This is a genomic window from Alkalinema pantanalense CENA528, from assembly GCF_050753345.1.
GTDB lineage: Bacteria > Cyanobacteriota > Cyanobacteriia > Leptolyngbyales > Leptolyngbyaceae > Alkalinema > Alkalinema pantanalense.
This window is the reverse complement of record NZ_JBLZFX010000014.1, coordinates 36099-61882: the sequence shown is the minus strand read 5'-3', so window position 1 is coordinate 61882 and position 25784 is coordinate 36099. Positions and strand designations below refer to the sequence as shown.

At 48.0% G+C, this 25784-nt stretch carries 18 protein-coding genes and 1 pseudogene; 10 read left to right on the top strand and 9 right to left on the bottom strand.

The features are described 5' to 3' along the window. The first annotated feature begins 253 nt into the window (after positions 1 to 253). The 3 genes from ACN4EG_RS07050 (at position 254) to ACN4EG_RS07040 (ending at position 2577) form a co-directional block, all read left to right on the top strand. Positions 254 to 1213 carry an orange carotenoid-binding protein gene (locus ACN4EG_RS07050; RefSeq protein WP_431628626.1) on the top strand — a complete coding sequence of 320 codons (960 nt, stop codon included), beginning with the start codon at positions 254 to 256 and terminating at the stop codon, positions 1211 to 1213. Positions 1214 to 1299: 86 nt separating this feature from the next. Next, positions 1300 to 2052 (top strand): fatty acid desaturase, encoded by a 753-nt coding sequence (locus ACN4EG_RS07045; protein ID WP_431628648.1) that lies wholly within the window; start codon positions 1300 to 1302, stop codon positions 2050 to 2052. A 198-nt stretch (positions 2053 to 2250) separates the two neighbouring features. Then, the gene (locus tag ACN4EG_RS07040) at positions 2251 to 2577 is read left to right on the top strand and encodes a hypothetical protein (protein WP_431628625.1); all 327 of its coding nucleotides are present in this window, start codon (positions 2251 to 2253) and stop codon (positions 2575 to 2577) included. A 233-nt stretch (positions 2578 to 2810) separates the two neighbouring features. Here ACN4EG_RS07040 and ACN4EG_RS07035 read toward each other — a convergent pair whose 3' ends face one another. The 3 genes from ACN4EG_RS07035 to ACN4EG_RS07025 all read right to left on the bottom strand — a co-directional run bounded on the left by ACN4EG_RS07035 (position 2811) and on the right by ACN4EG_RS07025 (position 8311). Next, entirely contained in the window at positions 2811 to 5030 is a 2220-nt protein-coding gene (locus ACN4EG_RS07035) for a GumC family protein (protein ID WP_431628624.1), read from the bottom strand. Between the two features lie 272 nt (positions 5031 to 5302). Further along, positions 5303 to 6391 carry a glycosyltransferase gene (locus ACN4EG_RS07030; RefSeq protein WP_431628623.1) on the bottom strand — a complete coding sequence of 363 codons (1089 nt, stop codon included), beginning with the start codon at positions 6389 to 6391 and terminating at the stop codon, positions 5303 to 5305. 450 nt (positions 6392 to 6841) lie between these two features. Beyond that, positions 6842 to 8311: a polysaccharide biosynthesis/export family protein gene (locus ACN4EG_RS07025; protein WP_431628622.1), complete on the bottom strand. Its 1470-nt coding sequence runs from the start codon at positions 8309 to 8311 to the stop codon at positions 6842 to 6844. 745 nt (positions 8312 to 9056) lie between these two features. Here ACN4EG_RS07025 and ACN4EG_RS07020 point away from each other — a divergent pair. The 3 genes and pseudogenes from ACN4EG_RS07020 (at position 9057) to speD (ending at position 13099) form a co-directional block, all read left to right on the top strand. Further along, the gene (locus ACN4EG_RS07020) at positions 9057 to 10868 is read left to right on the top strand and encodes a hypothetical protein (RefSeq protein WP_431628621.1); all 1812 of its coding nucleotides are present in this window, start codon (positions 9057 to 9059) and stop codon (positions 10866 to 10868) included. A 558-nt stretch (positions 10869 to 11426) separates the two neighbouring features. Beyond that, positions 11427 to 12395, top strand: a pseudogene (locus ACN4EG_RS07015) (flavin monoamine oxidase family protein). Between the two features lie 251 nt (positions 12396 to 12646). Further along, on the top strand, positions 12647 to 13099 hold the full coding sequence (speD, locus tag ACN4EG_RS07010; RefSeq protein WP_190575082.1) for an adenosylmethionine decarboxylase: 453 nt from the start codon (positions 12647 to 12649) through the stop codon (positions 13097 to 13099). Between the two features lie 550 nt (positions 13100 to 13649). On the opposite strand, the gene ACN4EG_RS07005 is transcribed toward speD, so the two are convergent. Next, positions 13650 to 14387: a nitroreductase family protein gene (locus ACN4EG_RS07005; protein WP_431628620.1), complete on the bottom strand. Its 738-nt coding sequence runs from the start codon at positions 14385 to 14387 to the stop codon at positions 13650 to 13652. A 541-nt stretch (positions 14388 to 14928) separates the two neighbouring features. Here ACN4EG_RS07005 and ACN4EG_RS07000 point away from each other — a divergent pair. The 3 genes from ACN4EG_RS07000 to dusA all read left to right on the top strand — a co-directional run bounded on the left by ACN4EG_RS07000 (position 14929) and on the right by dusA (position 17889). After that, positions 14929 to 15357: a SufE family protein gene (locus ACN4EG_RS07000; RefSeq protein ID WP_431628619.1), complete on the top strand. Its 429-nt coding sequence runs from the start codon at positions 14929 to 14931 to the stop codon at positions 15355 to 15357. A 39-nt stretch (positions 15358 to 15396) separates the two neighbouring features. After that, positions 15397 to 16689, top strand: coding sequence for an alpha/beta fold hydrolase (locus ACN4EG_RS06995; protein WP_431628618.1), 1293 nt, complete (start codon positions 15397 to 15399; stop codon positions 16687 to 16689). A gap of 207 nt (positions 16690 to 16896) precedes the next feature. Continuing rightward, positions 16897 to 17889, top strand: coding sequence for a tRNA dihydrouridine(20/20a) synthase DusA (gene dusA / locus ACN4EG_RS06990; protein WP_431628617.1), 993 nt, complete (start codon positions 16897 to 16899; stop codon positions 17887 to 17889). Here dusA and ACN4EG_RS06985 read toward each other — a convergent pair. Then, complete coding sequence (locus ACN4EG_RS06985) at positions 17863 to 18972, bottom strand: tetratricopeptide repeat protein (protein WP_431628616.1); 1110 nt, start codon at positions 18970 to 18972, stop codon at positions 17863 to 17865. The genes dusA and ACN4EG_RS06985 overlap by 27 nt on opposite strands. A gap of 248 nt (positions 18973 to 19220) precedes the next feature. After that, positions 19221 to 19955 carry a 16S rRNA (uracil(1498)-N(3))-methyltransferase gene (locus ACN4EG_RS06980; RefSeq protein ID WP_431628615.1) on the bottom strand — a complete coding sequence of 245 codons (735 nt, stop codon included), beginning with the start codon at positions 19953 to 19955 and terminating at the stop codon, positions 19221 to 19223. Between the two features lie 279 nt (positions 19956 to 20234). Between ACN4EG_RS06980 and ACN4EG_RS06975 the strand changes: the two genes are divergently transcribed. Next, complete coding sequence (locus ACN4EG_RS06975; RefSeq protein WP_431628614.1) at positions 20235 to 23783, top strand: TIR domain-containing protein; 3549 nt, start codon at positions 20235 to 20237, stop codon at positions 23781 to 23783. Positions 23784 to 23873: 90 nt separating this feature from the next. Here the strand turns inward: ACN4EG_RS06975 and ACN4EG_RS06970 are convergent, their stop codons facing one another. The 3 genes from ACN4EG_RS06970 to ACN4EG_RS06960 form a co-directional block, all read right to left on the bottom strand. Continuing rightward, positions 23874 to 24146 carry a YciI family protein gene (locus ACN4EG_RS06970; protein WP_431628613.1) on the bottom strand — a complete coding sequence of 91 codons (273 nt, stop codon included), beginning with the start codon at positions 24144 to 24146 and terminating at the stop codon, positions 23874 to 23876. A gap of 75 nt (positions 24147 to 24221) precedes the next feature. Further along, on the bottom strand, positions 24222 to 24680 hold the full coding sequence (locus tag ACN4EG_RS06965; RefSeq protein ID WP_431628612.1) for a hypothetical protein: 459 nt from the start codon (positions 24678 to 24680) through the stop codon (positions 24222 to 24224). A gap of 112 nt (positions 24681 to 24792) precedes the next feature. Further along, the gene (locus tag ACN4EG_RS06960; RefSeq protein ID WP_431628611.1) at positions 24793 to 25779 is read right to left on the bottom strand and encodes a hypothetical protein; all 987 of its coding nucleotides are present in this window, start codon (positions 25777 to 25779) and stop codon (positions 24793 to 24795) included. Positions 25780 to 25784: the final 5 nt, after the last annotated feature.

The window sequence follows — 25784 nt, the reverse complement described above, 5'->3', positions numbered from 1 at the left end:
CTCAAGAGCTTGGCTGCGCCCCAACGTGGCCCATCTTGAGCCTCTTCCAACCAACCGCACCAAAGGCCGCATCCTGGCTGTGCCAATCCAAATCCTGGCTGTGCCAATCCAAGAATGCATTTTTTTCAGATTGTCATCACACCGTGTTATATTAAGATATGTAAACAAGATTTTCGTCTTTGTTACAAAACAGATCGGTTGACATGAGGCAACCGTGCCGTGATTGCAGAAATTGAACTATTACGAGGTTTGCATGTCATTTACGATTGACTCTGCTCGGAACATTTTTCCTGGAACCCTAGCAGCAGATGCGGTGCCTGCGATTAGTGCCCGTTTTGGGCAGTTGAGCGCCGAGGATCAGTTAGCTCTGATTTGGTTCGCCTATTTGGAGATGGGGAAAACAATTACGATCGCAGCGCCGGGTGCTGCCAGTATGCAGTTTGCGGAGTCTACCCTGGCTCAAGTCAAGCAAATGTCCTATCGTGAGCAAACCCAGTTCATGTGCGATCTGGCTAATCGTGAGGATACTCCCCTCTGCCGGACCTATTCAACGTGGTCACCGAACATCAAATTAGGGTTTTGGTATCAGTTAGGGCAATGGATGGAGCAAGGTTTGGTGGCTCCTATTCCTGAAGGTTATCGTTTGTCTGCCAATGCAGCAGCTGTTTTGCAATCTATTCGAAATGTAGAGCCCGGTCAACAAATTACTGTCCTACGGAATTCCGTGGTAGACATGGGATTTGATCCTGCTAAGCTTGGAACCTATAACCGTGTTGCTGAGCCTGTTGTGGCTCCCAAAGCTAATGATCAGCGTCAAAAGGTCACGATCGAAGGCACTGACAATCCCACAGTGTTGTCCTATATGGATAACCTCAATGCCAATGACTTTGATGCTCTGATTCAACTGTTTACACCGGATGGAGCCATCCAGCCTCCCTTCCAGCGCCCGATCGTGGGTAAAGAGGCTATTCTTCGGTTTTTCCGTGAAGAGTGCCAAAATCTCAACCTAATCCCTGAGCGGGGTGCTGTTGAGCCTGCAGCAGATGGCTATACCCAAATTAAGGTTACAGGCAAAGTGCAAACCCCTTGGTTTGGGGGTGGTGTGGGTATGAATATCGCTTGGCGTTTTCTGCTCAATCCTGAAAATCAAATCTTTTTTGTCGCGATCGATCTTCTCGCGTCTCCTAAAGAGTTGCTGAACTTGATCCGATAGGGTTTAAGTTTGGTTAATTAAGCGCGCTCTCTAGGAGGGCGCTTTCTTTGTATGCATACAACACACTAGGGAGACCGATCGATCGGGTGAATATATCATCACGTTGGACTGGACTAGGCATCGCAATCATACTAGTTGTTCTGTGGGGGACTAGCCTGGGTTGGCTTTTACAAAGTGAACACTTACCTTGGTTTGAAATTGTTCTTGGGATTCTAGGTCACACATTCTTACAAACAGGATTATTTGTCCTAGCTCACGATGCAATGCATGTAAACTTAGTCCCCCATCATCGTACTCTCAATCATTTAATTGGTCGATGCTTAATCTTGCTCTACGCTGGATTATCCTACGATCGTTGTCGCGAGAACCATTACAAACATCATCGTGTACCTGCTCAAATTGGCGATCCTGACTTTCATACTGAAGGCGACAGTCATCCCTTCCATTGGTATGTCAAGTTCATGAAAGAATATCTTTCGGTGAGTCAACTAGCACGATTGCTCGTTGGTTTAAGCATTTGTCTGCTGTGTATTGGACTGTCCCCAACTCGGCTCACGAATTTGATGCTCTTTGGGTTACTACCCCTCTGGCTGAGCTCTTTACAGCTCTTTTGGTTTGGCACCTATCTACCTCACCGCCATCCACCCCTACACCAGCGACACCAGGCTACAAGTAGTTACTATCCAGTGTGGCTCTCCTTTCTGACTTGTTATCACTTTGGTTACCATTGGGAACACCATAAATATCCCCGCACCCCTTGGTATCAGTTACCCGATCGACGACCGCAGTTTATCGACAATCTCAGGGTCTTATCCAAGAACCTTGTTAACATCGGTTGACTCTGGATAACTTCAGATTAATAAGTATAAATTACTATTTTGATTAGAAATTTCAAAATATCCCACTTAATGTCTTGTTTCCGGAAAAGGGGAGGCGGTAAGATACCTATACTTTCGGACTCCACAGTGGTTGTTTACGGTTGTTCCCGATCAGTAGCCATCTTAACGAGTAGCCATTTAACAAGTTAGGTTTAAGCAATGCAAGCGACTGGAATTAGTTGGGCTCCCACAGAAAAAACCATTGCAAAAGCTGCATTGGATTGTGCCTATGAACGAGAAACAGCCGCTCTTTTGCAGGAGGTACAGGATCAAGCACAAAATATTTTGTGTCTAGACGATCTATGGCAGCTACACGATTTTCTGAGTGCCCGACGGCACGACATTGAAGGTAAATATGAAGAGGATTGTGCCAGTTTGCTGTTTGGGCTAGCTCGATTGGTCAAGGAAGGTTGGCTAACCGGAGATGAACTCACTGGGTTATCTCCAGATAAGCGATCGAAGGTATCGGCCCTAGCGCGGATGTAAGTCCATCGGGCATTGCTGAATAACACTATGATTTCGTCAGATTGGCGACAAAGCCGCAAAGCTGTCACTAACTGTTTCATAGCCCAGTTCAGCAATGCCGTCCATCGCTTCAGGAATTAAAAATGGTACCTTGATAGGCTGACATTTCTCTTGCATTGAACACTGTCAGCCTAAAAGGCATTCTCGCCCACCTTCTCGATCACTGTGATCACATCAGTCGTTAGGTGATTAGACTAACGAGATGGTGCAGTAACGTAGTTAGGATTGCTCGTAACAGATTCCGTGACAGCATTGGCAATCACACCGAGAACATTAAACTGCTTCATGGATTCCATCGCCTTGGAAATATCCGATCGAGTGACCTGATCCAATCGTCCAACCATCAATACACCATCACAATGGGAGGCTAGCAGCATGGAATCCACCATCCCTAACACGGGTGGTGCATCGACAATCACCAAATCATAGCGATCACGGAATCGTTGCATTAATTCCTGCATTCGTTGGGAACTCAGAAGTTTAGCGGGATCATTCGGACTAGTGCCTGCGGTAATGATTGAAATATTACTGCGATCGTCACTGTCCATCAAACTCGCTAATCCTACGGTTTCCTGGCTTGTTAGTAAGTTGACAAATCCTTGATCATTCGGCAGATTCAGTAGTCTGTGCAAACTGGGACGCCGTAAATCTGCATCGATTAATAAAACCCGACGATTTAAGCGAGCTGCACTTAAGGCTAACCCGAGGGCGATCGTAGACTTGCCTTCTCCTGCTAAGGCTGAAGTCAGAACAATTGACTTTAACGGGCGATCGCGGCTGGCAAGCAACACATTTTGGTACAGTAAATCCATTGCTTCCCGGAAGGGTTGCCATCGCATCAGTGCGCCAATATCTGGCATCAGCGTTTGTTTTTGCTGAAATGGCAAACGCATCAGCAAGCTCGGCTCCCCTTCAATGTAAAGCCGTGGAATCATCCCCAACAATGGAAACGCCGTCTGACGTTGCAAGTCTTCTGAACGATGGACCCCATCATCCATCGCCTCTCGGACAAAGGCAGATAATCCCGCTAGGAAAATACCAGCCACAGCCCCCAATAACAGATTACGCATCAAGACTGGCCCCGTTTTAAATCCGACTAACGGCGCTTCTACAATTTGCCAATCAAACCCGCCCTGGGCGATCGACAATCCAATGTCCTGACGAGCTTTCAGCAATTCTTGCAGTGTCTGTCGCTGCAATTCCACTTGTGGCTCCAATTGACCATAGGTGGATAATAATTGGGGATAGCGGCTGAGTTCTGCCCGCAGTTGATTTTCTGCACCAGATAGGGAGAAATAGCGTGCTTGCGCCTGACTTAAATTAACCTGAGCCTCAATGAGTTGGTTTACCAACGAGGTGTCCAAAGTACTCAGTTGCCCCCCAGAGATCAGCCCTTCAGAACTGGCTGCGGCTGCCCGATCGCCCAATACCCGTTGAGCTTCCGTTCGAAGAAGCTGTACTTGTTTCTGTCGCTGTTCCGCTACCTGTTGAACAAAATCCGTATTATTTTTGAACCGTAGTTGTTGCTGAGCAAGGGAAAGTTCTGTCTTTTGAATTTCATTCAACAAGGTTTGATAACGGCCAGATTGACTCAATCGAGCCATCAATGCAGCCTGCTGGGGTTGGGTGACCAGTTGCTGCTGTAGGCCAGCATAGCGGCTTTGCAACTCACGAATTTGGCTAAGGTTACCTTGTAAATCCGCTTGAATTTTTGTCAGTTGATCGGATTTAGCTTGGGCCTGAACTTTGGGATCAATGAGTTCTTGATCTCGTCGGAATTTTTCTAATAATTTCTCAGCATTCTGTAAATCCCCATTTACGTTGGGTAACTGATCATCAATGAACTTCAACCCCCGCTTTAAGCGTTCTTTTTGCTGGGTAATATTGTAGTCACGATAGACCGTTTGCAGGGCAGTTAGCACATCTTGGGTCTTAAAGGGATTATCTGAAGTATAGGTAATTTGGAAAATTTTGGTCGGGCTAGATGATTTTTTTTCGCCTGATGACACCTGAATAATTTTTAAGCCTTGTTTCAAGGAAAATACGCTATTTAGATCTTGAATGTTGAATTCGGGATACTTACCATCTAATTTTGCGATCGCTTGTCGAAGCAAATCAGAACTTTGGAGCAAGCTAATTTGTGTGGCTGGATCGATCGACACTTCCGGGTCGGTAAATTCATCCTGTAACTTTGCTCCTTTACTTTTACCTTGGTAGGTCGGCTCAATCAGCAATTGCATATTGCTAACGTAGGTCGGAGTTTGCCGCAGGGTGACCAATCCGGCAATCCCCAGTCCTCCCAATAATCCTAAAAACAGCAAGAAGCGGTTACGCCAGAGAACACCAAAAAGCTGACCATAGCCAAGTTCTGGTTCAACGGGGGTTGGAGTGGAATTCAACTGGATAGAAGTCATACGCACCAAGGAAGTTCGATAGGTTAGCTAGACAACTGAGACTGTATCTATTCTTTTCTGCATCATTCACCCCATGCATTCCGGTCAGTTCTACCGATCACTATTAAAATCTGAATGACAGTCCCAATCATTTACCAAGACTTCACATTCTTCCCAGAAGTAACATTCCCAGAAGTGACAGATCACCCGTACCCAATGGGCTGTAGCAAAGCGCTGTCGGGCACAAGTTGAGTCAAGTTGAGTCAAGACAGCCCCTCTCGCTAGAGGACGCCTTAAGCCGCGATCGGTAACTGATTCAGCACTTTATCAACTTGGCCGAAGAAAGCATTTTCCGAGAAATGCTGGACTGCATGATCGCGAATCTTGGAATAGTTCCAGGCAATCTCACGGGATTTGAGCAGAGCCGTTTGCAAGGACTCCGGCGTTTGGCGACGGAAAAAGAGTCCGGTTTGTCCGGGAATCTGGGTATCTAGTACCCCCCCTGCCCCGTAGGAAATCACTGGAGTGCCGCTGGCGTTGGCTTCGATCGGGACTAAGCCATAATCTTCCAATGCAGCAACAATCACCGACTTTGCTGTGGACATTAACTGCTTGCGCTCGGCATCACTGACATGACCGAGGAACTCAACATTTTTCAGGGCTTGAGACTCTAACCGATTCCGTTCCGGGCCTTCCCCCGTAATGAGTAACTTCCAACCCAACCAATTAAAGGCTTCAACAATCACATCCAGCCGCTTGTAACTGATCATGCGGGCCGATGCCAGATAAAAGTCATCCTTGTTTTCGGAAAATTGGAACTGGCTGGTGTCGATCGGGTAGTTAATCACCATCGCATTACGGTGATAGATCTGTTGAATCCGTTGGGCGACGGTCGTGGAATTTGCAATATACAAATCGGGCTCTTGAGCGTATTTTAAATCCTGCTCCCGCATTAACCGGAAAATCTTTTCAATAAAAGGATAGAAATTTTGATAGTCGCCATATTCCCGCAAATAGGTTTGGGTATCCCATAAAAACCGAGTGACATTATGGCAAAAACAAATGTGGTAGGCATCGGAGCGTTTGCGAACCGCCTTTGCAAAACTAGTACTGCTGCTAATAATTAAATCGTAGTCTTGGAGATCGAGCGATCGAAAAGCCTGATAGTAAAACGGAGCCATCAGACGAAAATATTTCGTGGCACCCGGAAGATTTTGTAAGGCTGTTGTTTTAACTAAGCGATCGCTTAAGTCAATGCTTCTCTGTGGATCATACAAAGAAGTAAACACATCAGCCTCAGGAAAACGTTGGCAAAGCAATTCAAAAACACGCTCTGCGCCACCGCGTTGGGTTAAGTAATCATGAACCAGTGCAATTTTCATCACCAATTACCAGTAATTAACAGCTAGACTTTCAGAAACTGATATTTATGCGATTATGAACATAACAATTACAGAGAAAGCAAGATAAATCACGGGAAGGGTATGACATAAGTGCAATCATGTTAGAAAAATTTCATCAACACAATTACTCATATGCAATTACTCATGTGCAATTGTTATGCCAGCAGTTTTGAAATTCTTTAGGACAAGTGAAACTGGTAGGTGACCCATAGTTGGTATTATCGAAGATCGGAGTTAGACCAACCTAAATTTTCAGAGTTATTTATGAATTCTTTAAAATTAAACAACTCAGAGAATGAACCCTTAGATATACAAGATGAAGAACATTTTGAGCATCTTACTGGAATTCAAGGTGATTTCATTTTTCCTCCAGTTAATATCGTTAGAACATTACTTTTAAATAGCAAGCTAAAGCAGAACCTAGAACATCTATCGAATTCCAAAGAGCCTCAGGAATCCAAAAATTCCACTAAAGGGAGATAGAATGCTACCCACTCCTTGGGAGAAACTGGCAAATCCAGTTTTGCGAACCACAACAATATCATTGGGACGTAATGCTGGATTCCCAGCTTCATTAATCCCCTGGGCGAGATCGATCGGGATATCCCGTTTGGTTACACTACCGTTGGGATTGAGGCGAATCAACGTGACGGATCTCTTCACAGCATCACGGTTAAATCCACCCGCTGTCAAAATCGCTTGGTTAAGCGGTGTACTTGGTGGAACAGAAATGGCACCGGGTCGCTCCACTTCCCCCACCACATTGACCGTAATTTTATCGGGCGCAAAACTGGGATTGCCTAAATCAGGTAGAACACTCTCGCTCAAGGACGTAACAGTGGGAATACTAATCGTATCACCATCTTGAATGGGTAAGTCTTGCAAAATATCGCCCGACTTTAGCAATTTCCAGAAATCGACTTTGACTTTTTGTTCGCCTCCCGATCGGGTCAAACGGGTAATTTCAATATTGCGCAGATCGGCCATTTGCGTAATTCCGCCTGCGGTTTGGATCGCTTGGGTAACACTGGGGGTCAGTGAACCGCCACTATTGCCGTTATTGTTGCCTTCTGCCAGGGTATAGGGGCCGGGGCGATTGACTTCTCCAATCACCGCCACCTTGAGGGGCCGACTACTCCGGGTTGCAAAGTTAGCCGCAGACAATTGTCTGGACTTAGCTAAATCAATGCTAGATGCCGTCGGGATAATAATACTATCGCCATCTCGCAATCGTAAATCTTGGCGCGATTCCCCGGCTTCGAGTAGTTGCCACAAATTGACGGTAATTAACTGGTCATACCCTGGATTCATCGGCAGACGACGACGAATTTGCACCCGTTGGAGATCCGCTGCTTGGGTGGAGCCTTCCGCGAGTTGAATCATGCGGGTTAGATTGGGGACTCCGTCTGTTGCGCCAACGGTGTAAGAACCTGGGCGATTCACTTCCCCCGCGATCGCGACGGAAATGGGCCGTGCTGCCACCAATCCCATCGTCACCACCGATCGGGTCAGGATGGACTGAAACCGGACAGCAATCAGATTCGATGCCTGTTTAAGCGTTCTGCCCTGCACAACAACTGCGCCCACTTGGGGTAAGTTGACACTGCCATTGGGCAGCACAGGATATTCTCCACTAAATTCCGGAACATTAAAAAAGTCAATGCGAACACGATCGCCGGGACCGAGAAGATAACCGTCATCTTCTGAAATACCCAGGGATGCGGGTGTTACGGTTGAGGGTGGTTTTGTCCAGCCAGGACTAGTGCTAGCTTGGGCAGGTAAAACCATCATCAGACCGGAAGCCGTCAGACTAAAAACACTAGTTAAGGCTAATACGGTCGATCGAACGCTAATGTCTAGGACAGAGGACAGAGGTTGGGATAAACTACTGTAATGCATAACCGAACAGAGTCTAAAAACTGAGTGTTTGCTTGCAGTAAGATGACTTCAACGGTAGATAAAAAACTCAATGAATAAAAGATCTACACAAAATGTCTACCAAAATATCTTCCAAAAGCGACTTTTAGAGAAGATCTTGATAGAAGAATTGAGCAAAACCTGGATAAAGGGATGAGTCTGTGGGACATGGCTGAAGACAGAGACGGATTCAATAAGGACTCAATTCCGTTCGATGTCAAACAGTGAGTGGATTAAAGTTGAGTAGACTAAAGTGAGTGGACTGACAAAGCTAGAGCTTCTGAACCCTGCTTTCCAGAAATGTTCCGATCGGAGAGGGCAGAAAAATTTCCCTCGCTACGGGACTCTCACCGCAAGACTTTTTTAACCGGGCAAAATCAGGTCGATCGGGAATTGATCGATTGAGTATCTTCAGGAGATTGACATGGATCAGCAGGTTAGCACCTCAGTCACTATTAATCAGTACTGATCAGTCATTACTGAGCTTCCCGTAGGACTCCGGATGGTTTATCAAACTTCCATCAAAGGGTTGAGTGATTTTCCTGACGACAGTGCCTCACTTTTGTCAAGAAACCGAGCAAAGTGTCCTGATATTGCCTAGGATTGCTTGCTTAATGGAAGGAGCTCAATCGTGGCTATCAGCCCTAGCGATCGAACTTAGCGTGCTGGCCTTGGCTATTCATTCCCTGGTTGTATCCCGGCCTTCATCCATCAGGAGTAATCACCCATGATCCACAACCTTAATCTGGATGTCTTTTCCAAGGCAACAGAACCCTCAACATCCTCCAATGCCCCACTCACCCCTGAAGCAGCCGTTTCACCAGAGGAAATCCCAGGCGCAGAACCCCCCAGCCCAGAATTTCTAGTAACCAATGCCGATTCCGATTCTCAGGAAGCAACGGCCCTTGCCGAGGCGGGTTCACTGATTCCGATCGATACGACCCTGCATGACTATGACGAGTATCAGAATGACGGGACTGGCAACCCTCAACCTAGTCAAAGCAGTGACGCAATCTATGGAGATAAAACCTATGTAGATGTTGCTGCAACGGAGATTCCTGAGCCTCCCCAAAATCGCTACGATGTCCATCAGGACGGCTCACTAACCTACTTCCAGTACTACTTTGACCAAGAACAGCCCCCTTCAGGCGGCACAGACTACGCCCCCCAAACCTTTTCCACCTCAAAATTTCCCACCGGGGTCGTGGGTGCAGGGGTTCTAGCAGCGACGATCGTTTCAGGCTTTATGGTGGCTGAAGCTATGAAACAGCCCACCCGACCGCTGACCACGACAGCCCTCAAAAACGACACGCAGCCCCAGCCCAAAGAGGATTCTAAAACGCTGACACCTGCGCCTAGTCAACCTGAATTGTTGGCTCCGCCGAAAATGTTATCTGTCCCGCTGCCACCGCCCATCAGAACCGCCGTTGCTCCTACCTCTCCCAACCTTGCAGCGATTCCAGCCCCGATCGGAACCACGGGGATATCGGGTTCAGCCCTTGCAGCCAATCCGCAGACTGCTATGGGGAATGTGACCCTCCGTCCTATTTCCGTCGCCCCGCCAGAAGTGGTGATGCAAGCCGCAGCGGGCAGTGGACGAACAGGAACTCCGGTGGCCCAAGCGCCTGCGGCTTCCGGTACAGGTGAGGGTAATCCAGGCAATGTCGCCCTGACTCCAGCCACGCCGGAATCCTTAGCCACGATTGTCAGTTCCAACGCCATAGGCACAAATGCGACCAATTCTGTGAATAATCCTGGGGCAATCAATAACGGGCCGATCGCACAAAATCCGAATCCGATGAGCAGCGATAATCCTGCAATTTCGATCGAAACTGTGCCATCACTCGAGAATTCACTGAATCGTCCTGGTGCTAATTCTGTTGCTGCGCCAGCGAATCCTACAGCGACGCCTAGCACCAGCTTTCCTCCAGCCACAGATTTCCCCACAAAAACCTCGAGTAACGCCCTAGGCCAAACGGGCTTGAACCCCACCGGAGCCGCCAATTCTAACGGTGTAACCCAAACCCAGACGACTCCAGTCACGGTAGCCACTCAGCCGACGAGTATCCAACCATCCAACCTGACCGATCGCTCAGTCAAGAATCCCGTGATCAGTGAGGTATCTAGCCAACCGCCGTTAACGACGATGATGCCGCCTACGCAGGAAACCAAGATCCTGGCGACCACAAGCAATCCTGACATTTCCAGCCGCACCCAAGTTCTCAATGCCCTGCGCAGCCTCCAAGATTTTCTGGTCGTGCCCCAAAAGCTGGCCAGCACTGATCAGATTGAACTTTTGCCGCTGAATACGACCGCAGCCCAAGAAGCTCAATCCTCTCAGCAAGCGGGTTCATTTTCTGTCAAGCAGCTAAGCCAAGCAGATTATGTAGCAGCCTGGAAATTTCGAAATGCGTCAGACAACGATGCCATGGAAGTCCTAGGATTTCCGCCCCACGGCTTTATTGACTACAAGCAGCAGCAAATTGTCTTGCCCAAATTGGTCGTTGCCGACAAAACGATCGTCAGTGCAGCGAACTAGCTGAATGCTTTCGGTCAATTGCTCATTAACGCTAAACCAGACACAAGAACGAATCCCATCGAACGCTTTGATTGCTAGCAGAATCCATCTCGATCGCGGGATGGATTTTTTGCAAGGAAGATTTTAGAATCCGATCGATTTTGCTGATCAGCAAAACAGATCCGTAATCTGAACTGTGCGATTAACGATAAAAGGTCAAATTCTGGTAAGGTGAATCCTTTGAAAACCCCAGGATTCTCCGATCGTCTAGTTATCCCGTCTCTTGGTGATTTGGTTACTTGTTTATGAGTCAGTCAATGCGCTTCCAACAACTTTTGAGGATTCATCAACTAGCCCAGTGTCATCGGCTATGCCCGAGAATTTGGCCTAGAGATTGAAGACTACGGCGCACCCCCTGGGAACCTGACGTTTTACTTCAACAACCAGCACTACACCGAAGCCGATCTGGTGGAGGAATATCAGGATCTCCTGCAAGCCCATTCAGCCCGATTTAGCCCAACTGTCTGGTCAACCGACGGGGGCTAGCCATAGGGACTTCGATCGAACTTCAATCTCGCCTTGGATGAAATTAGCCTCAACGATTATCTAGACAAAGTAGACGCCGGGAAACTGATTCGATCGTTTATCTATGCTGGCTACCTGGGTGAATACGGACTCGAATCCCAAGAACAAACCAGCTTGCATTTCCTGTTAGTTAACTTTGACGAAGACTTAAGCCATCGTCCCCTTGATATTTTTAGCGATGAACATTACCACATCCTGGTTGGCAACGAAAAAATTGTGCAGCATCTCTGTCAGCGATTGCCCGGACAGTTGGAGTTGGGATCTCGCCCGGTGCGAGTGCGGCGTCCCGCCAGTACCCGCATTGAACTGACCTTCGATCGAGGCGGACGGGCAGAATCCCACGAGTTTGATTTTGCAGTCATTACGGTGCCTTTCCCAGCCCTGCGCGAGGTGGAATTGGATGAAAGCTTGGAACTACCAGATTGGAAACGCGCCGCGATCGCTGAATTGGACAACGGCAGCCAAGCCAAATTAATGCTAAGTTTCGTGGGCCAACCCTGGCGACAACACCACAGCAATGGCGCATCCTATTCTGACCTGCTGCACCACCAAGTCACCTGGGCAGGCAATCCCGCTAATGCCGATCGCGACCACGGCTTCATTGTCCATTGAGCTAGTGGTCACCTCGGAGCAGAATTAGATCCCTTAGCCTTTCAACAAGAAGCCCGCATTTTTCTCGATCAGTTCGATCGCATCTATCCCGGCGCAAAACAACAGGTCAGGTATGACGATCGGGAACACATTTTAGGGCATCTTGAACAGTGGACGTCCAACCCATTTACAAAAGGCTCCTACCTCTGCTACCGACCGGGGCAACTCACGCGATTTGCAGAATTCGAAGGCCAGCCTATTCACAATCTCCTCTTGGCAGGAGAGCACACTAACTTGTTCTACGAATGGCAAGGCTTTCTAGAAGGAGCCGCTCTTTCTGGTATCGCTGCCGCTCGTCGCATTCTTTCTTAATACGAGTGCGTCGTTATCCCTGTGTGAGTCAGTTCAGTTCGGTATTCCGTCAGCACCCCGCCGGGTAAATCTCCGTAAGATTGACTCAAGGGATCTGCTAGTTGGAAATTCTTCTGAAATCTACACACAATTCCTTGATGTTTGATGTATATTTAGAATTCTGTGCGTCAAACCCTATTGATTAACAAGTGGGTGTTAATTTCATCTAAATTTGTCGTCCATCTGCTGGTTGGCAGCAAAAGGCTCGTTCTATGCAACAGTACGATTTTTACGGTAGACACCTCTTGCTCAACTTTTCAGGCTGCGAAGCAGACCTGAATGATCTAGAAATGATCAAGCGAGATATGACCGACGCAATTAATGTGATCGGGGCTACGATTCTTTCCCATTTGGAGCATAAGTTTACTCCAGAGGGGCTTTCGATAATCTTCTTGCTTTCAGAATCTCACGCGAGTATTCACACTTATCCTGAATACAACGCTTGTTTCCTGGATGTATTCACGTGCGGCGAGACTATTTTTGTTGAACCTTTCGGCGACATTCTGGAAGAACGATGGCGGCCCCGCTGGGTTTCGCGACAGATGCAGGAACGTTTCGATCCGGCTCGGTTCGATCCCACGAAACTGGATGCAGAAAAGCTCAATTCAGTGCAGCTTGATCCCTCACAGCTCAAGTTGCCAGTTCTTAGTGGTGCGGTGAGGTAACCCCCGCGCTAGCTAGCTAGCGAGCTAGTTAAAAATCCGTTGACGCATAGGATGGGAGATACAGGATTGTGGACAAACTTGTCCCACTGGATCTCCCATTATTTATTGGAATGATTCAGCAATTCTCAGTATGGAACGAGTCTAATGGGTTTCAGCGATTTGTCAGTTTACAAATAATTGTAAAAGCCTCTTTGTGCAAGTCTTCCAAAGATGCCGTTTTTTAAAATGAGAATTGCTGGGAATGATTGAGGAGTGAATCAATTTTTCGGGGCAGCTTTACGATCGATCGTAATAAGACCAATGACGGCTATAGGCTGAGACAGCCCCTGTGAGCTTGTTGGATTCCCAAGGAAATTTGCCAAAATCTGGCAAAGCCCACCCGTATCTTAGAAGATAGAGTTATGGAAAACCGTAAGATAATGGCGCACGTTTAGGTTCGGATAGATCGGTTAAACGCAACAGGGTCAGAAAAGGGTTTGGCCTGTAGCTGAACCCTTTCCCAATTCCGCCCAACATTTGATCAGCGTTTTGAGCAGCCCTTGTAGGTTGATCACCCCTTGTAGGAGCTACCAAATTTATCAACAAAAACGTTATAGGCAAAGGGAAGTCGCCCCGGATTGCCTCTAACCTCAGAGGCATAGCCGACGGGAATAATCACCGCGATCGCGAGGTCAGGATCATTCTCAGCACCGATCGCAGCCTTGATTTTATCTTCTTCCCAACCATTCATAAAGCAGGTTGATAACCCTAACCCTTCCGCAGCCAGCACCAAATGGGTCGCCGCAATCATCGCATCCTTGATGGCGTACTCCCGGCCTTTGTCACCCAATCCCATCTGAAAGCGGGGAATCGCCAGCTTGAAATACTCCACGGTTTCTGCCGTCCAAGCCCCAGTGGCAATCCCTTGTTGATAGATGGGGGTTAAATCCTGCTTCCAAGCATTGGGATCCGCCGCAAAGACAAAAGTCACCGGAGCTTGCAATACCTGTTGTTGTCCGTAGGCTGCATCCGAAAGGGCTTGCTTTTGGCTGTCGTCTTGAATAATGATGATCCGCCAGTCCTGGAGGTTGTAACTACTGGGAGCAGCAACGGTTAATTCCACCAGTCGGCGAAGGATTTCTGGCGCGATCGGGGTAGATTCAAAAGACTTAATCGATCGCCGTTTAAGAATGACTGTCTGGATATCCAAACCCTCATCCTGCCGCGAACCATCTGCAGCGGCACTTTGGACTGCGCTGGCTTGGGAACTGCCGCTATCAACTGAAACACTTTGGTCAACTTGGGTCATGAGCCGTTCATTCACGCCGGGGAGAGAGTGCCGAGGTCATAGCTGCCAACTGGTTGGACTCAGCAAGATCCTGAATTCAACGAAAATAGGCATCCTACGCAGGTTTATGGCAAATCCTTTACGCAGCTTAACATTTTCATTCGCATTTTGGATGTGCCTTAACGGAGATTTTTCCGGAAACCTGGAAGCATATACAAACATTTTTGCTACAAATTTTTGCTACAGGTATTGGGTTAAATGTTGCGTTTTTGCGCGAAATCAGGATCAAAACGTGAGTCTAAGCGGCGCTTGCTGACGTTTTGCTATTAATATTTGCCATTAACTACTAGTAATTCGCAATAAGACTTTTGTCAATTCTTCCGATCAGTCAACTGTTCCTGAATCTCATCACTGTTCATAGAACCGTTTTATGACGTTTTATAATGAGGAGCGGCTCAAACACGAGATCAGTACGTTCGATCGATAATCCCTTTTCTCCAATGTTGTTTCCCTAAAGTCCCCAGCCGACCCGCTCCCTCAACGAACCGTGCCCTAAACGACCATGAGTAGGCCCACAATGCCCCTTCCCGAGACCCTCGCTAAAATTGTGCAGCGTTTTCAGAGAGTCACCGATCCGAAACGCAAATATGAGCAATTGATTTTCTACGCCAAAAAAGTCCCCCCTTTTCCTGAAGCAGACAAAACCACTGACAACAAGGTGCAGGGCTGTGTGTCTCAGGTGTATGTCACAGCCTCTTTGGTGGATGGCAAGGTGCAATTTGCGGGAGACTCGGATGCCCAACTGGTAAAAGGGCTGGTGGGACTGCTCTTGGAGGGTCTGAATGGCCTATCTCCCCAGGAAATTGCCAGCCTCACCCCAGATTTTATTCAAGACACTGGATTAGATGTCAGCCTAACCCCCTCTCGGGCGAATGGGTTTTACAACATTTTCAAGTTAATGCAACATAAGGCGATCGGACTGCAAAATTAAGTGCAGAGCGCTAGGCAGGTAAATCAGGGGAGAATGGGAATGACGACGCAGGATACGAGTTGGGACGGGGAATCTTTCGCAGAGGGTGAGAAGGCTGAGGTGGCAGAGGTTGATCAATCCGCAGAGAGTCAGCAACAGACAAACCCGATCGGTCAAGCGTCCCCGAAGGAGCCTGGGATGGACGGTATGAACCTCGAACAATCCAGTACCGACCAGCCAGCACCAGGTCAGTCCTCTTTCATCGAGCCTGCAACGGATGGGATCATGATTTCCTCACCGGAACAGGCGTCCCAAGCGCAGGCATTACCAGATCAGGAATTACCAACACAGGAACCCCACGTCCAAGAATTACAAGTCCAAGAATTACAAGTCCAAGAATTACAAGTCCAAGAATTACAAGTCCAGGAAGCCTCTAGCCAGGAAACCTCTAGCCCGCCTTCAGGGGATCTGCGAATTTACTACTGGCGCTGGGAAAAACAAACGATCGGGGTGAACTATGAAGTCTTTGGTCAGGGCTCCCCAATTCTGCTGTTACCCGCTTTGAGCACCATATCCCATCGCAATGAAATGCGAAGGCTGGGAGAACTGCTGGCAGAAAAATATCAGGTTTATCTACTTGATTGGGTTGGATTTGGATCCAGCGATCGACCCAAGGTGAAATACACCCCCAAACTCTATCAATCCCTGTTGCGCAACTTTGTCCAAGAAACCTTCCAAGAACCGATCGTGGTCATTGCGGCTGGTCATGCTGCGGGCTATGTCATGGAGCTAGCCCGCATGGAACCAAATCCTTGGTCTTGGGTGGTGCTGGCAGCTCCAACGTGGCGGGGGCCATTACCGACGATGATGGGTGAGACTAAGCGTGCTTGGTTTAAATTACTACAGGGGTTGATTAATCTGCCGCTCCTGGGACAATTACTCTATCGCCTCAACACCGCCAAATTTTTCCTCAACTTTATGATGCGGCGACATGTCTACGCCGATCGCGCCCGGATTACCCCAGCGGTACTTCAGGAGAAATTCAAAATTACCAAGGTCAAAGGAGCACGGTTTGCCTCGGCTGCGTTTGTCACAGGTGCCCTTGATCCGGTGCGATCGAGTCAGGATTGGCTGGCCTATTTCCAAGGGCGTCGGATTCCCGTATTACTAGTCATTGGCGAAAATATGCCGCCCAAATCCCGTGCGGAGGCAGAAGTCGTAGCCCATTTTGGTGGGGTGCAGATTTTAAGGATGCCGGGTTCCTTGGGATTACATGAAGAATATCCAGAGCAACTGTTTGAAGGAATTGCACCCTTTTTAGCAAAATATCTCTCTAAACGGAAAGATAATTAACCTCGATCGTTGACCTCGATCGTTCGCTTGAATCGCTAGCATAGATAGACCATCCTGTAGATAGACTGTTATTCCGTTAAGAATATTTCGTTATTTTTAGTTTGCTGACTTCGTTTTTTTGATGAGTAACTTTTGTATTGCTTAACTTTGTTGTTTAACCATTTCATATTCTAAAACCACTATCATTCCCGAACCTAACTTTTTGCCATGACGACTTTGACGGCAGATCAATTTCCCTATCCGTTGAGTGTTGCGCCCATGATGGATCGTACCGATCGGCATTTTCGATATTTCATGCGGCTGATTACCCGACGGACGCTGCTGTATACGGAAATGGTCACGAGTCAGGCGATTTTGCATGGAGATCTAGACCGATTAATAGGCTATGCGCCGGAGGAACACCCGATCGCGTTGCAAGTGGGGGGCGATCGGCCTACGGATTTGGCGAAATGTGCCCAGATTGCCGAAGACTGGGGCTATGACGAAATTAACCTGAATGTGGGTTGTCCGAGTAGCCGCGTCCAAGATGGCAATTTTGGGGCTTGCTTGATGCTGCAACCGGAGCGGGTGGCGGACTGTGTGGCAGCAATGATGGCTGCAACCAAGATTCCGGTGACGATCAAACATCGCATTGGCGTAGACGATCGGGATAGCTACGAAGACATGGTGAGTTTTGTTAAAACTGTGGCAGCGACAGGGTGTACGCGCTTTAGCGTCCATGCAAGAAAGGCATGGCTGAAGGGATTAAGCCCGAAGGAAAATCGTGATGTTCCGCCCCTGCGCTATGAAGAGGTTTACCGCTTGAAACGGGAATTTCCTAACCTGACGATCGAAATTAACGGAGGAATCATAACCTTAGTGCAAGCCAAGGCACAACTCCAGCACATCGATGCGGTGATGATAGGCCGCGCGGCCTATGACAACCCCTACTTATTTGCAACGGTGGATGCAGAGTTTTGGGGCGAGACGACGCCACCGTTAACCCGGCAGGAAGTGGTGGAGGCCATGCTGCCCTATATTGATCACTGGACTGCCTCGGGCCGCAAGCTCAATTCCATCACACGCCACATGCTACTGCTCTTCAACGGTCAGCCCGGAAGCCGTAGTTGGAAACGGATCTTAACCGAAAAATCCTGCATTCCAGGGGCAGGCATTGAAGTCATTCAGGAAGCCCTAGCAGCGATCCCGAAAGAAGGCTAGGCTGCTATAGATGTGAAAAGCAGGATTCCAGGGACTATCATCCTGACCCATTAGGTAGAACTTAGGATCTAATTGTTTGAGGAGATGGGGAAATTCGATCGCGGTTTCTGCAAAAGGGGTGAAATCTTTGTAGATGGGTTTTTCCAAAGATTGCTGTTTGAGGAAATTCAACAACGCATTCCAGTGAATCCGGAGAGTCGTTTGGACATCGCTATGATTAGGAGTAAAGTCAACGCCTTGGTGGAAATCATAGGTGCGATCGCAAAAACGTAGAATACAATTGCGCTGAGATAAATGTAAATCACAAACTAAAACGAAGTCTTGGGTCTCAGACTTGCGCTGTCGTTCGCTGCCTTTGCGTAAAATATCCGTTTCTAATACTTGCTCAAAAATGGGCAAATGGCCTTCCACCAGTTGACTCACTTCTGACCAGTTAAAGGTGAGATTGCCGATCTGACCTTCGCTATTTTGGCAAATCACAACGGCTTGGGGATCGTAATCCTGAATGTAGTGCACTTGGAATATTTGCAACTTTTCCAGAGAACTCACCGGAACCCAAAAGGCCGGTAATCCATTTTCCTGTAATTGCTTGCCATAAAAAGCCATTTCACCGATCGGCCCCATGCGATAGATGCGCCAACCCCGGTTGGGAATGTGTACCCGCGCCGTGTAAACGTCAATGCCAATAATTCGACTGAGGGTTTTCGCGGCTTCTTGACGTTGTTCTAGTTCGATCGCTTCTAGGACTAAAATTCCGGGTTCCGCTTGGTCAGGGGCTGCCGTCACTTGGGCGATCTCGGTTTTCCGGTAAGCTTTTTCAAGGTCATCAACCCGTTGTAAGCCCTGCCGTGCTTGGGTAATAATTTTTGGGATGGTGATAGTTTGTAGCAGTTGCTTATAGACTTGGGTCGCTGCGTCCAAATTTCCCCCAACTTCATATAGGCGTGCTCGATAAAGTTGCACCCAAGGATTTTCGGGATGGGCCTGCCAGAGTTGTTTAAGGATCTGGGTGGCAGTGCGATAATCCTGCTGCTCAAAGGCTTGGGCCACTTGATCGAGGAGAACTTGGGGATTAGTAGACATAATTCACAGTTCAAAATTCAAGATTCACAGACTACTTAAGATTCAAGATCCTATGGAAAAACAATAACGCTGCAAAAGAATGCACTAATTGGCGAAAAACTAATTGGCGAAAAACTAATTGACGAAAAACTAATTGACGAAAAACTAATTGACGAAAAACTAATTGACAAGCAAATGATGTCAATAAAAGTCAATCAAGGGTATCTTTCATGATTACCATGGAATTGACTCTTGCTTTTAATTGTGCATTATTTCTCAAAAATGGCGGAAATGATTGCCATGGCCACGACGGGAGCCGTTACCGCCCGCAGGATACGCGGCCCCAGGGAAACGGTTTGATAACCAGCTTGGACACCCTGTTCGACCTCAGCGTTTGTCCATCCCCCCTCTGGCCCGATCGCGATCACCAGGTCAGCTCGCTTTTGGGCATCGGATCCACCCTGTAATGGGGTCATCAAATGGGGCGAGTTACCCCGTCCCCAGCAGAGGAAATGGGATCCGGGGGGCTGTGCCTGGACAGCCTGTAAATGCTGCTTCCAGGCCATTGGCTCAGCGATCGTCGGTACAATCGCCCGTTCCGACTGTTCAGCGGCTTCCTGGGCTATTTTGCGCCAGCGATCGAGCTTGTTGGCACTGGGTTGGAGTAGAGTGCGGTCGCTGAGAATTGGCACAATGCGGCTGACGCCCAGTTCCGTCACTTGACGCACCACCTCATCGAAGGCATTTCCCTTCGGCAAGGCCAAGGCCAGGGTGACAGTGACGGGCAATTCCGATCGCACCGCCAACGGTTCTAGCAGCGTTGCAAGACCGGGTTGTTCCAGTTGGGCTAGCCAGTTGTCTCCCTGTCCAGTCATGGCAATGAAGCGATCGGTGGGTTGCAGCCGTAGGACACGGGTGAGGTAATGGGTTTGGTCTTGGGTGAGGTGAAGGGTGGGCGGCTGAAGTTGACCGGGGGTGATGACAATACGCTGGATTTGGCTCATCGGTGGGAAAGGAAACGGCGATCGAAGGTGCAATGGAGACTACGTTTAAACATGAACCCTTCCAATCCTACCGCTCTCGAGGCAGGTGGTTGAAACCACATCTACTCAAAAACTGTGCCTACTCAAAAACTGTACTGACTCAAAAAATGATCGGCTGCCGGACGTATCACACAACTGGCAAGGTAAAGCGCACAAACAATTTTTGCAATGAATGATTCTCCGGAAAAGCAATTATGCTGATGAAGATACCAGCATCCTCTTGCCCCCGAGGACATTTGTATGGCAGATGTGTTTATTTCCTATTCACGCAAGGATAAGGAATTTGTCAAAACGCTGCACAATGCTTTGGTTCAAAACAATCGCAATACTTGGGTTGACTGGGAAGATATTCCTCTAGCTGCTGACTGGTGGCGAGAAATTGAGCGAGGCATTGAAGCTGCCGATACATTTGTCTTCGTGATTAGTCCAGATTCAGTCACCTCAAAAGTTTGTCGCCAAGAGATTGACCATGCTGTCCAGCACAATAAACGCTTGGTTCCGATCTTGTGGCGCGATGATTTTGATATGCAGCCTGTACATCCCATGCTGCAAAAACATAATTGGTTATTCTGTCGAGAAAGTGATGATTTCGATCGTGCTTTTCAAGATCTCATTACGGTCATTGATACTGATTTGGACTATATCCGTGCCCATACCCGGTTATTAGTCCGAGCCATTGAATGGGAGCAACATCGTCGGGATGATAGCTTTTTACTCCGGGGTAATGATCTCAAAACTGCCGATCGTTGGCTCAGTCAGGGACTAGAACGGGAGCCGAAACCAACCCCATTACAAACGCAATATATTCTTGCCAGTGGCCAAGCAGAAACTCAGCGTCAACGCCAAGCCCGCATGGTATCCACGATCGGCTTTATTGGTGCGATCGGGTTAGCGTTGGTGGCCTTTACCCAATATCAGCAAGCAAAACAGCGACAACTTGAAGCTGAAACTGGACAAATGCTGGCTCTCAGTACCTCGGTAGATGCCTATCTAGCCTCTAACCAAGAGATTGAAGCCTTGATTGCTGCGATCAAACTAGGCCAGAAACTCCAACAGGTGAGTGATGTTGAACCTGCAACGAAAGAGCAGGCCATCAGAACTTTGCAAGAAGCCGTGTACGCCGTCAAGGAACAAAATCGCCTAGAAGGACATAGTGATTATGTGAGGCAGGCCAGTTTTAGCCCTGATGGTCAAACGATCGCGACTGCCAGTGACGATCGCACCGTCAAACTGTGGCGACGGGATGGCACGTTGCTCAAAACCTTTCAAAATAGCCGCAGCTATGTTTGGAGTGTTGCCTTCAGTCCCGATGGCCAAACCTTGGCTACTAGCGGTACGGACAGCACCGTTAAGCTGTGGGATCGTTCAGGGAAACTACTACGTACCCTTAAGGGGCACCAAGATGTAGTCACCTATGTCGTATTTAGTCCCGATGGCCAGACCCTTGCCAGTTCCAGCTACGATAATACCGTCAAACTCTGGAACCACGAGGGCAAACTCCTGAAAACCTTAGTTGGGCATTATGACCAAGTCAATAGAGTCGCTTTTAGCCCAGATGGTAAATACATAGCGACCGCGAGTAGTGATAGAACCCTCAAGCTATGGAACACGGATGGTACTTTGCTGAAAACATTGCGGGGCCATCGTCAAGAAGTTTGGTCAGTCAGCTTTAGCTCCGATGGAAAAACACTTGCATCCGGCAGCGGAGATAAAACCATTAAGTTATGGAAATCAGATGGGACACTCATTAAAACTTTAACAGGACATAGTAAAGGCATTTTAACAGTCAAATTTAGCCCCAACGGCCAAATGTTAGCATCTGGTAGTAGTGATAAAACCATCAAGTTATGGAAAACAGATGGTACTTTTTTGCAAACGCTGCGAGGCCATAACGATGAACTCACTGACGTCAACTTCAGTCCCGACAGTCAAACACTGACTTCAACCAGTTCTGATGGGACAGCCCGCCTCTGGCGACTCCATTCTCCTTTACTAACCTCTCTTTCTGGAAGTTCATCCCTGCTAGGTAGCATTCGGTTTGGCGCAGGAGGAGATATCTTTCTGTTTGAGCAAGGCGCAATTACACGCTGGAAACCGGATGGAACCTTGATTAAAACCATACCCATTAATCAGGAGTATAACGACAATAGCTTTAGTCCAGCGGGACAGTTCTACGCGCTGTTGAGTGCTCAAAACATTATTACGTTATGGCGTACGGATGGCAGCTTAGTTCGTGCCTTTCCCCAGTTACCCTCTCCTACGGATAATTTGAAATTTAGTCTTGATGGTCAAACCCTTGCCTCGCTCAGCCGACAAGATCAGAAGCTCATTCTGTGGAATTTGGAGGGAACAAAATTAAAAACGTTCCAAGGCCCGATCGAGTGGAATGACTACAGTCGCATCAGTCCCACGTTACAGGAAGTTCTATCGGTTCGGAGCAATGAAGCCAAACTCTGGCGACAGGATGGCAGCTTAATTACAAAATTGCAAAATTCCAGTGAGATCATCGATGCAGGATTTAGTCCGAATGGTGAGACGATTGTGACGACTAGTTATGATAAGGTTGCTAAACTTTGGAATCGAGATGGTAAATTACTTACCACGCTCAAAGGGCATGCATCGTTTATTGTTCAAGTTGCTTTTAGCTCAGACGGAAATCAAGTTGCTACGATCGCTAGAGACAACACTATCAAACTCTGGAAGCAAGATGGGACGCTACTGACAACCCTTAAAGTTGAAGGAAACTTATTGTCAATTGCCTTTAGTCCAGATAACAAAATGTTGAGCTTCGTTGTAGAGAACGCAGCCTATTTATGGAATATTTCTGATTTAACGGATTCAAAAGCGTTGATTACCAAGGGCTGCACACTTTTGCAGGACTATCTGGTTTCCCATCCCAAACGACTCCTAGAACTCGAAGCCTGCCAAACTCAACCCCAGGCTTTGATTGCGGCGGGTCAAGTGATGGCATTTGAGGACAATACTCCAGCAGCCGTGCAACTCTTTCGCAAAGCCCGACAACTCGACCCCAAATTGCAACTGGATCCCGATCGAGAAGCTCAACGCTTTGCCAATCAAGGTCAAGCGGAACGCCTCATTACAGAAGCTCAAACTGCAGCTTCAGAGGAACGCCTACAAACCGCGATCGAGCATTTGCAGAAAGCGGTACAACTCAACCCAGAGTTATCCCTCAATCCCACACAGGAAGCCCAACGTTTACTCCAGCAAGCCCAAGCTTCACGACTTGTTGATGAAGCGCAAACTCTAGCTCAACAGGGGCAAGTCAAACCTGCGCTAGAAAAATTTCAAGCCGCTGTGAAACTGAATCCAGATTTACCCTATGTGCCCGCAGAAGAAGTTCGGCTATTCCACGCGATCGGTCTCATCGATCAAGCATTTAGGCAAATACGGGGAAATAATATCCTTCCTGCAATCGAAGTCATTCAGCAAGCGGAAGCCTTAAATCCTCCCATTTTCAATATTCGCGATTCCTGGGCCTATCTCTGCTGGACGGGTAGCTTACTAGGCTATGCGGATCAGGCCATGAATGCCTGCGAAAAGTCTGTAAAGGCTTCTCCAAGCAATGGCGATTATCGGCAAAATCGCGGGGTGGCTCGTGCTTTGACAGGCGATGTTACTGGCGCGATCGAAGATTTACAAGCATTTGTAGACTGGACAAATGACGACGATCGTAAAATCAAACGGCAAGCTTGGATCGACAGCCTCAAAGCAGGTCAAAATCCCTTTACTCCCCAAATGCTCCAAACGTTACGCCAGAAAGAAACTTAATTCAAAAATGCTGACTCATTGGGTTTATCTGACTGTCCTATAGATAGCCAAGGGGGTATTGTCATTTTTTAGGTCGATCATTGCGAGCAATTACCCGATCGCCTGAATCCATTCTTTGACTTCATAGGCTGTCCAAATACCGTTTTGCCAGTAGGGGTCAGACTCCACTAGTTGACGCACGGTGGCTTCATCGGGCGCGTCGTAAATGCCAAACACTTGGGTTAAATCCTGGGTGGGGCCGAGGGTAATCAAAACACCGGATTCCTTTTGTTGATTAAGTCCCGCTAAATGGGCTTCTCGGTAAGGCGCACGGCGCTCTACTACGTTTTCACAATAGGATCCAAACAAGACGTATTTCGGCATAGGACACTAACCCAAACGAATACCCAATCACGATTCCAGACTTTTCAACAATAACGCAGAATGGCGGTGCGATCGTTAGCAATAGGCCACATTCATTGCCCGTTTGAGTTTGAGCCATTCCTGCACTGCGGTGCGATCGTTGGGATGAATGGGTTTGCCCTGCCGTTGGGGATAGCGGCTATAAAAAATGGCATCGGCAAGCCGTTCTTTCAAGGCTTCATCCTTGTTTGGATAGTACCAATCCGGCGTTCCACAGGCGTCGTTTGGGCTCGATTTTTCGTACCGTAAGCCCTGCTCAACCACTTCCCGAATAGCTTGCCATTCCCGAATATATCCCTGCTCATTCGATCGCAGTTTACGGCGGTTTAATTCAGGATTGACATTGTTGAACAGCCAATCCGTTACGCGATCGACGGACTGGCTTCTAGTTTCTGCCGTTGCGAGATTGGTGCTTCCCAACAGCAGTGCAATTGCTAACGTTCCATGGGAAACCATCTTGAGAAGCCATTGAGCTGATTGTTTTTGGAAATACATAGTTAGAGTCCTATTCAACGAGTAAGATTTCAATAATCCTAATCTGCTTTGGGTATCAGATTAATGTAAACACTATTAATGCAAACACTATCAATGTGCTGAATTCTAAGGTTTACTTAATTCCCCAATTAACAACCCCTAAGGCTGCTTTCTCTCGGCTATCGGTAGCATTCCACGCACGATAAGGCCCATAGGTCGTGACAGACATTTTTTTGCCACTGCTTCGATCTTCAAAATACATCAAGCAGTAACCATCGCCACTACAGGAATTCATCTCCGGAATTTCATCACAGACCGTCGCCGCTCCTCCAACATTTTCCTTACAGTCGGGACTGGGTAGAGGTGTCCAACCCTGCTGTAAAACGGTCGATCGTAAGTCTGCATAGGGCATATTTTTGTACAGGATGGCTTGCAGATCGGACTGAGTGTTGGAGCTAGACGTAGGGGCTGAATTGGCTTGTGATGTGGCTTGCGAATCCGCTTGCGAAGTCGATCGTAATTCCTGGGTCAACTGCCAGCAGCCATTCCGATGTTCAAAAATATAAGCCCCCGGCGCGCCATAGGTGCGGCCAAAGCTGCCCTCTTCTCCATCATCCACCCACTCCGCCTTCACATAATCCACCCGAAAGGTATTGCGATCGACCTGCCGAAAGTCGGTTTTCACCCGAGTCTTCAATTGCTCCTCAGGACTTAGATTGCGGGTGGCTGCATCGCGATAGACATAGCTCATATCGATCTGACCGATCCGAAAATCATCGTAGCGATCCTTAGAAATCGTTTCGATGATGAGATCGGGATTGTCATAGTCGCGTATTTCCACTTCGTTAGCAGTGTAAGCATCCCGCACCACCTGTTGCCGGATAAAGTCTGAGACGAACCCTCTACCATCGTCACGGGCACAGACGGTGGGAATTGGCTGGCTGCGATCGTTCCCAGCACGACTCGCATCAGCCAGTTGTGTAGTCTTAGCTGAATTCTGCGCAGAATCTTTTCCAGGAACATTATTGGCTGTGGAATCCGAGGCTTTTGTAGGATTCGCACTACAGGCTCCTAGGAGAACAAACAAGGTCAAGGGGAGCAGTTTTTTAGGATTTATCATAAAGC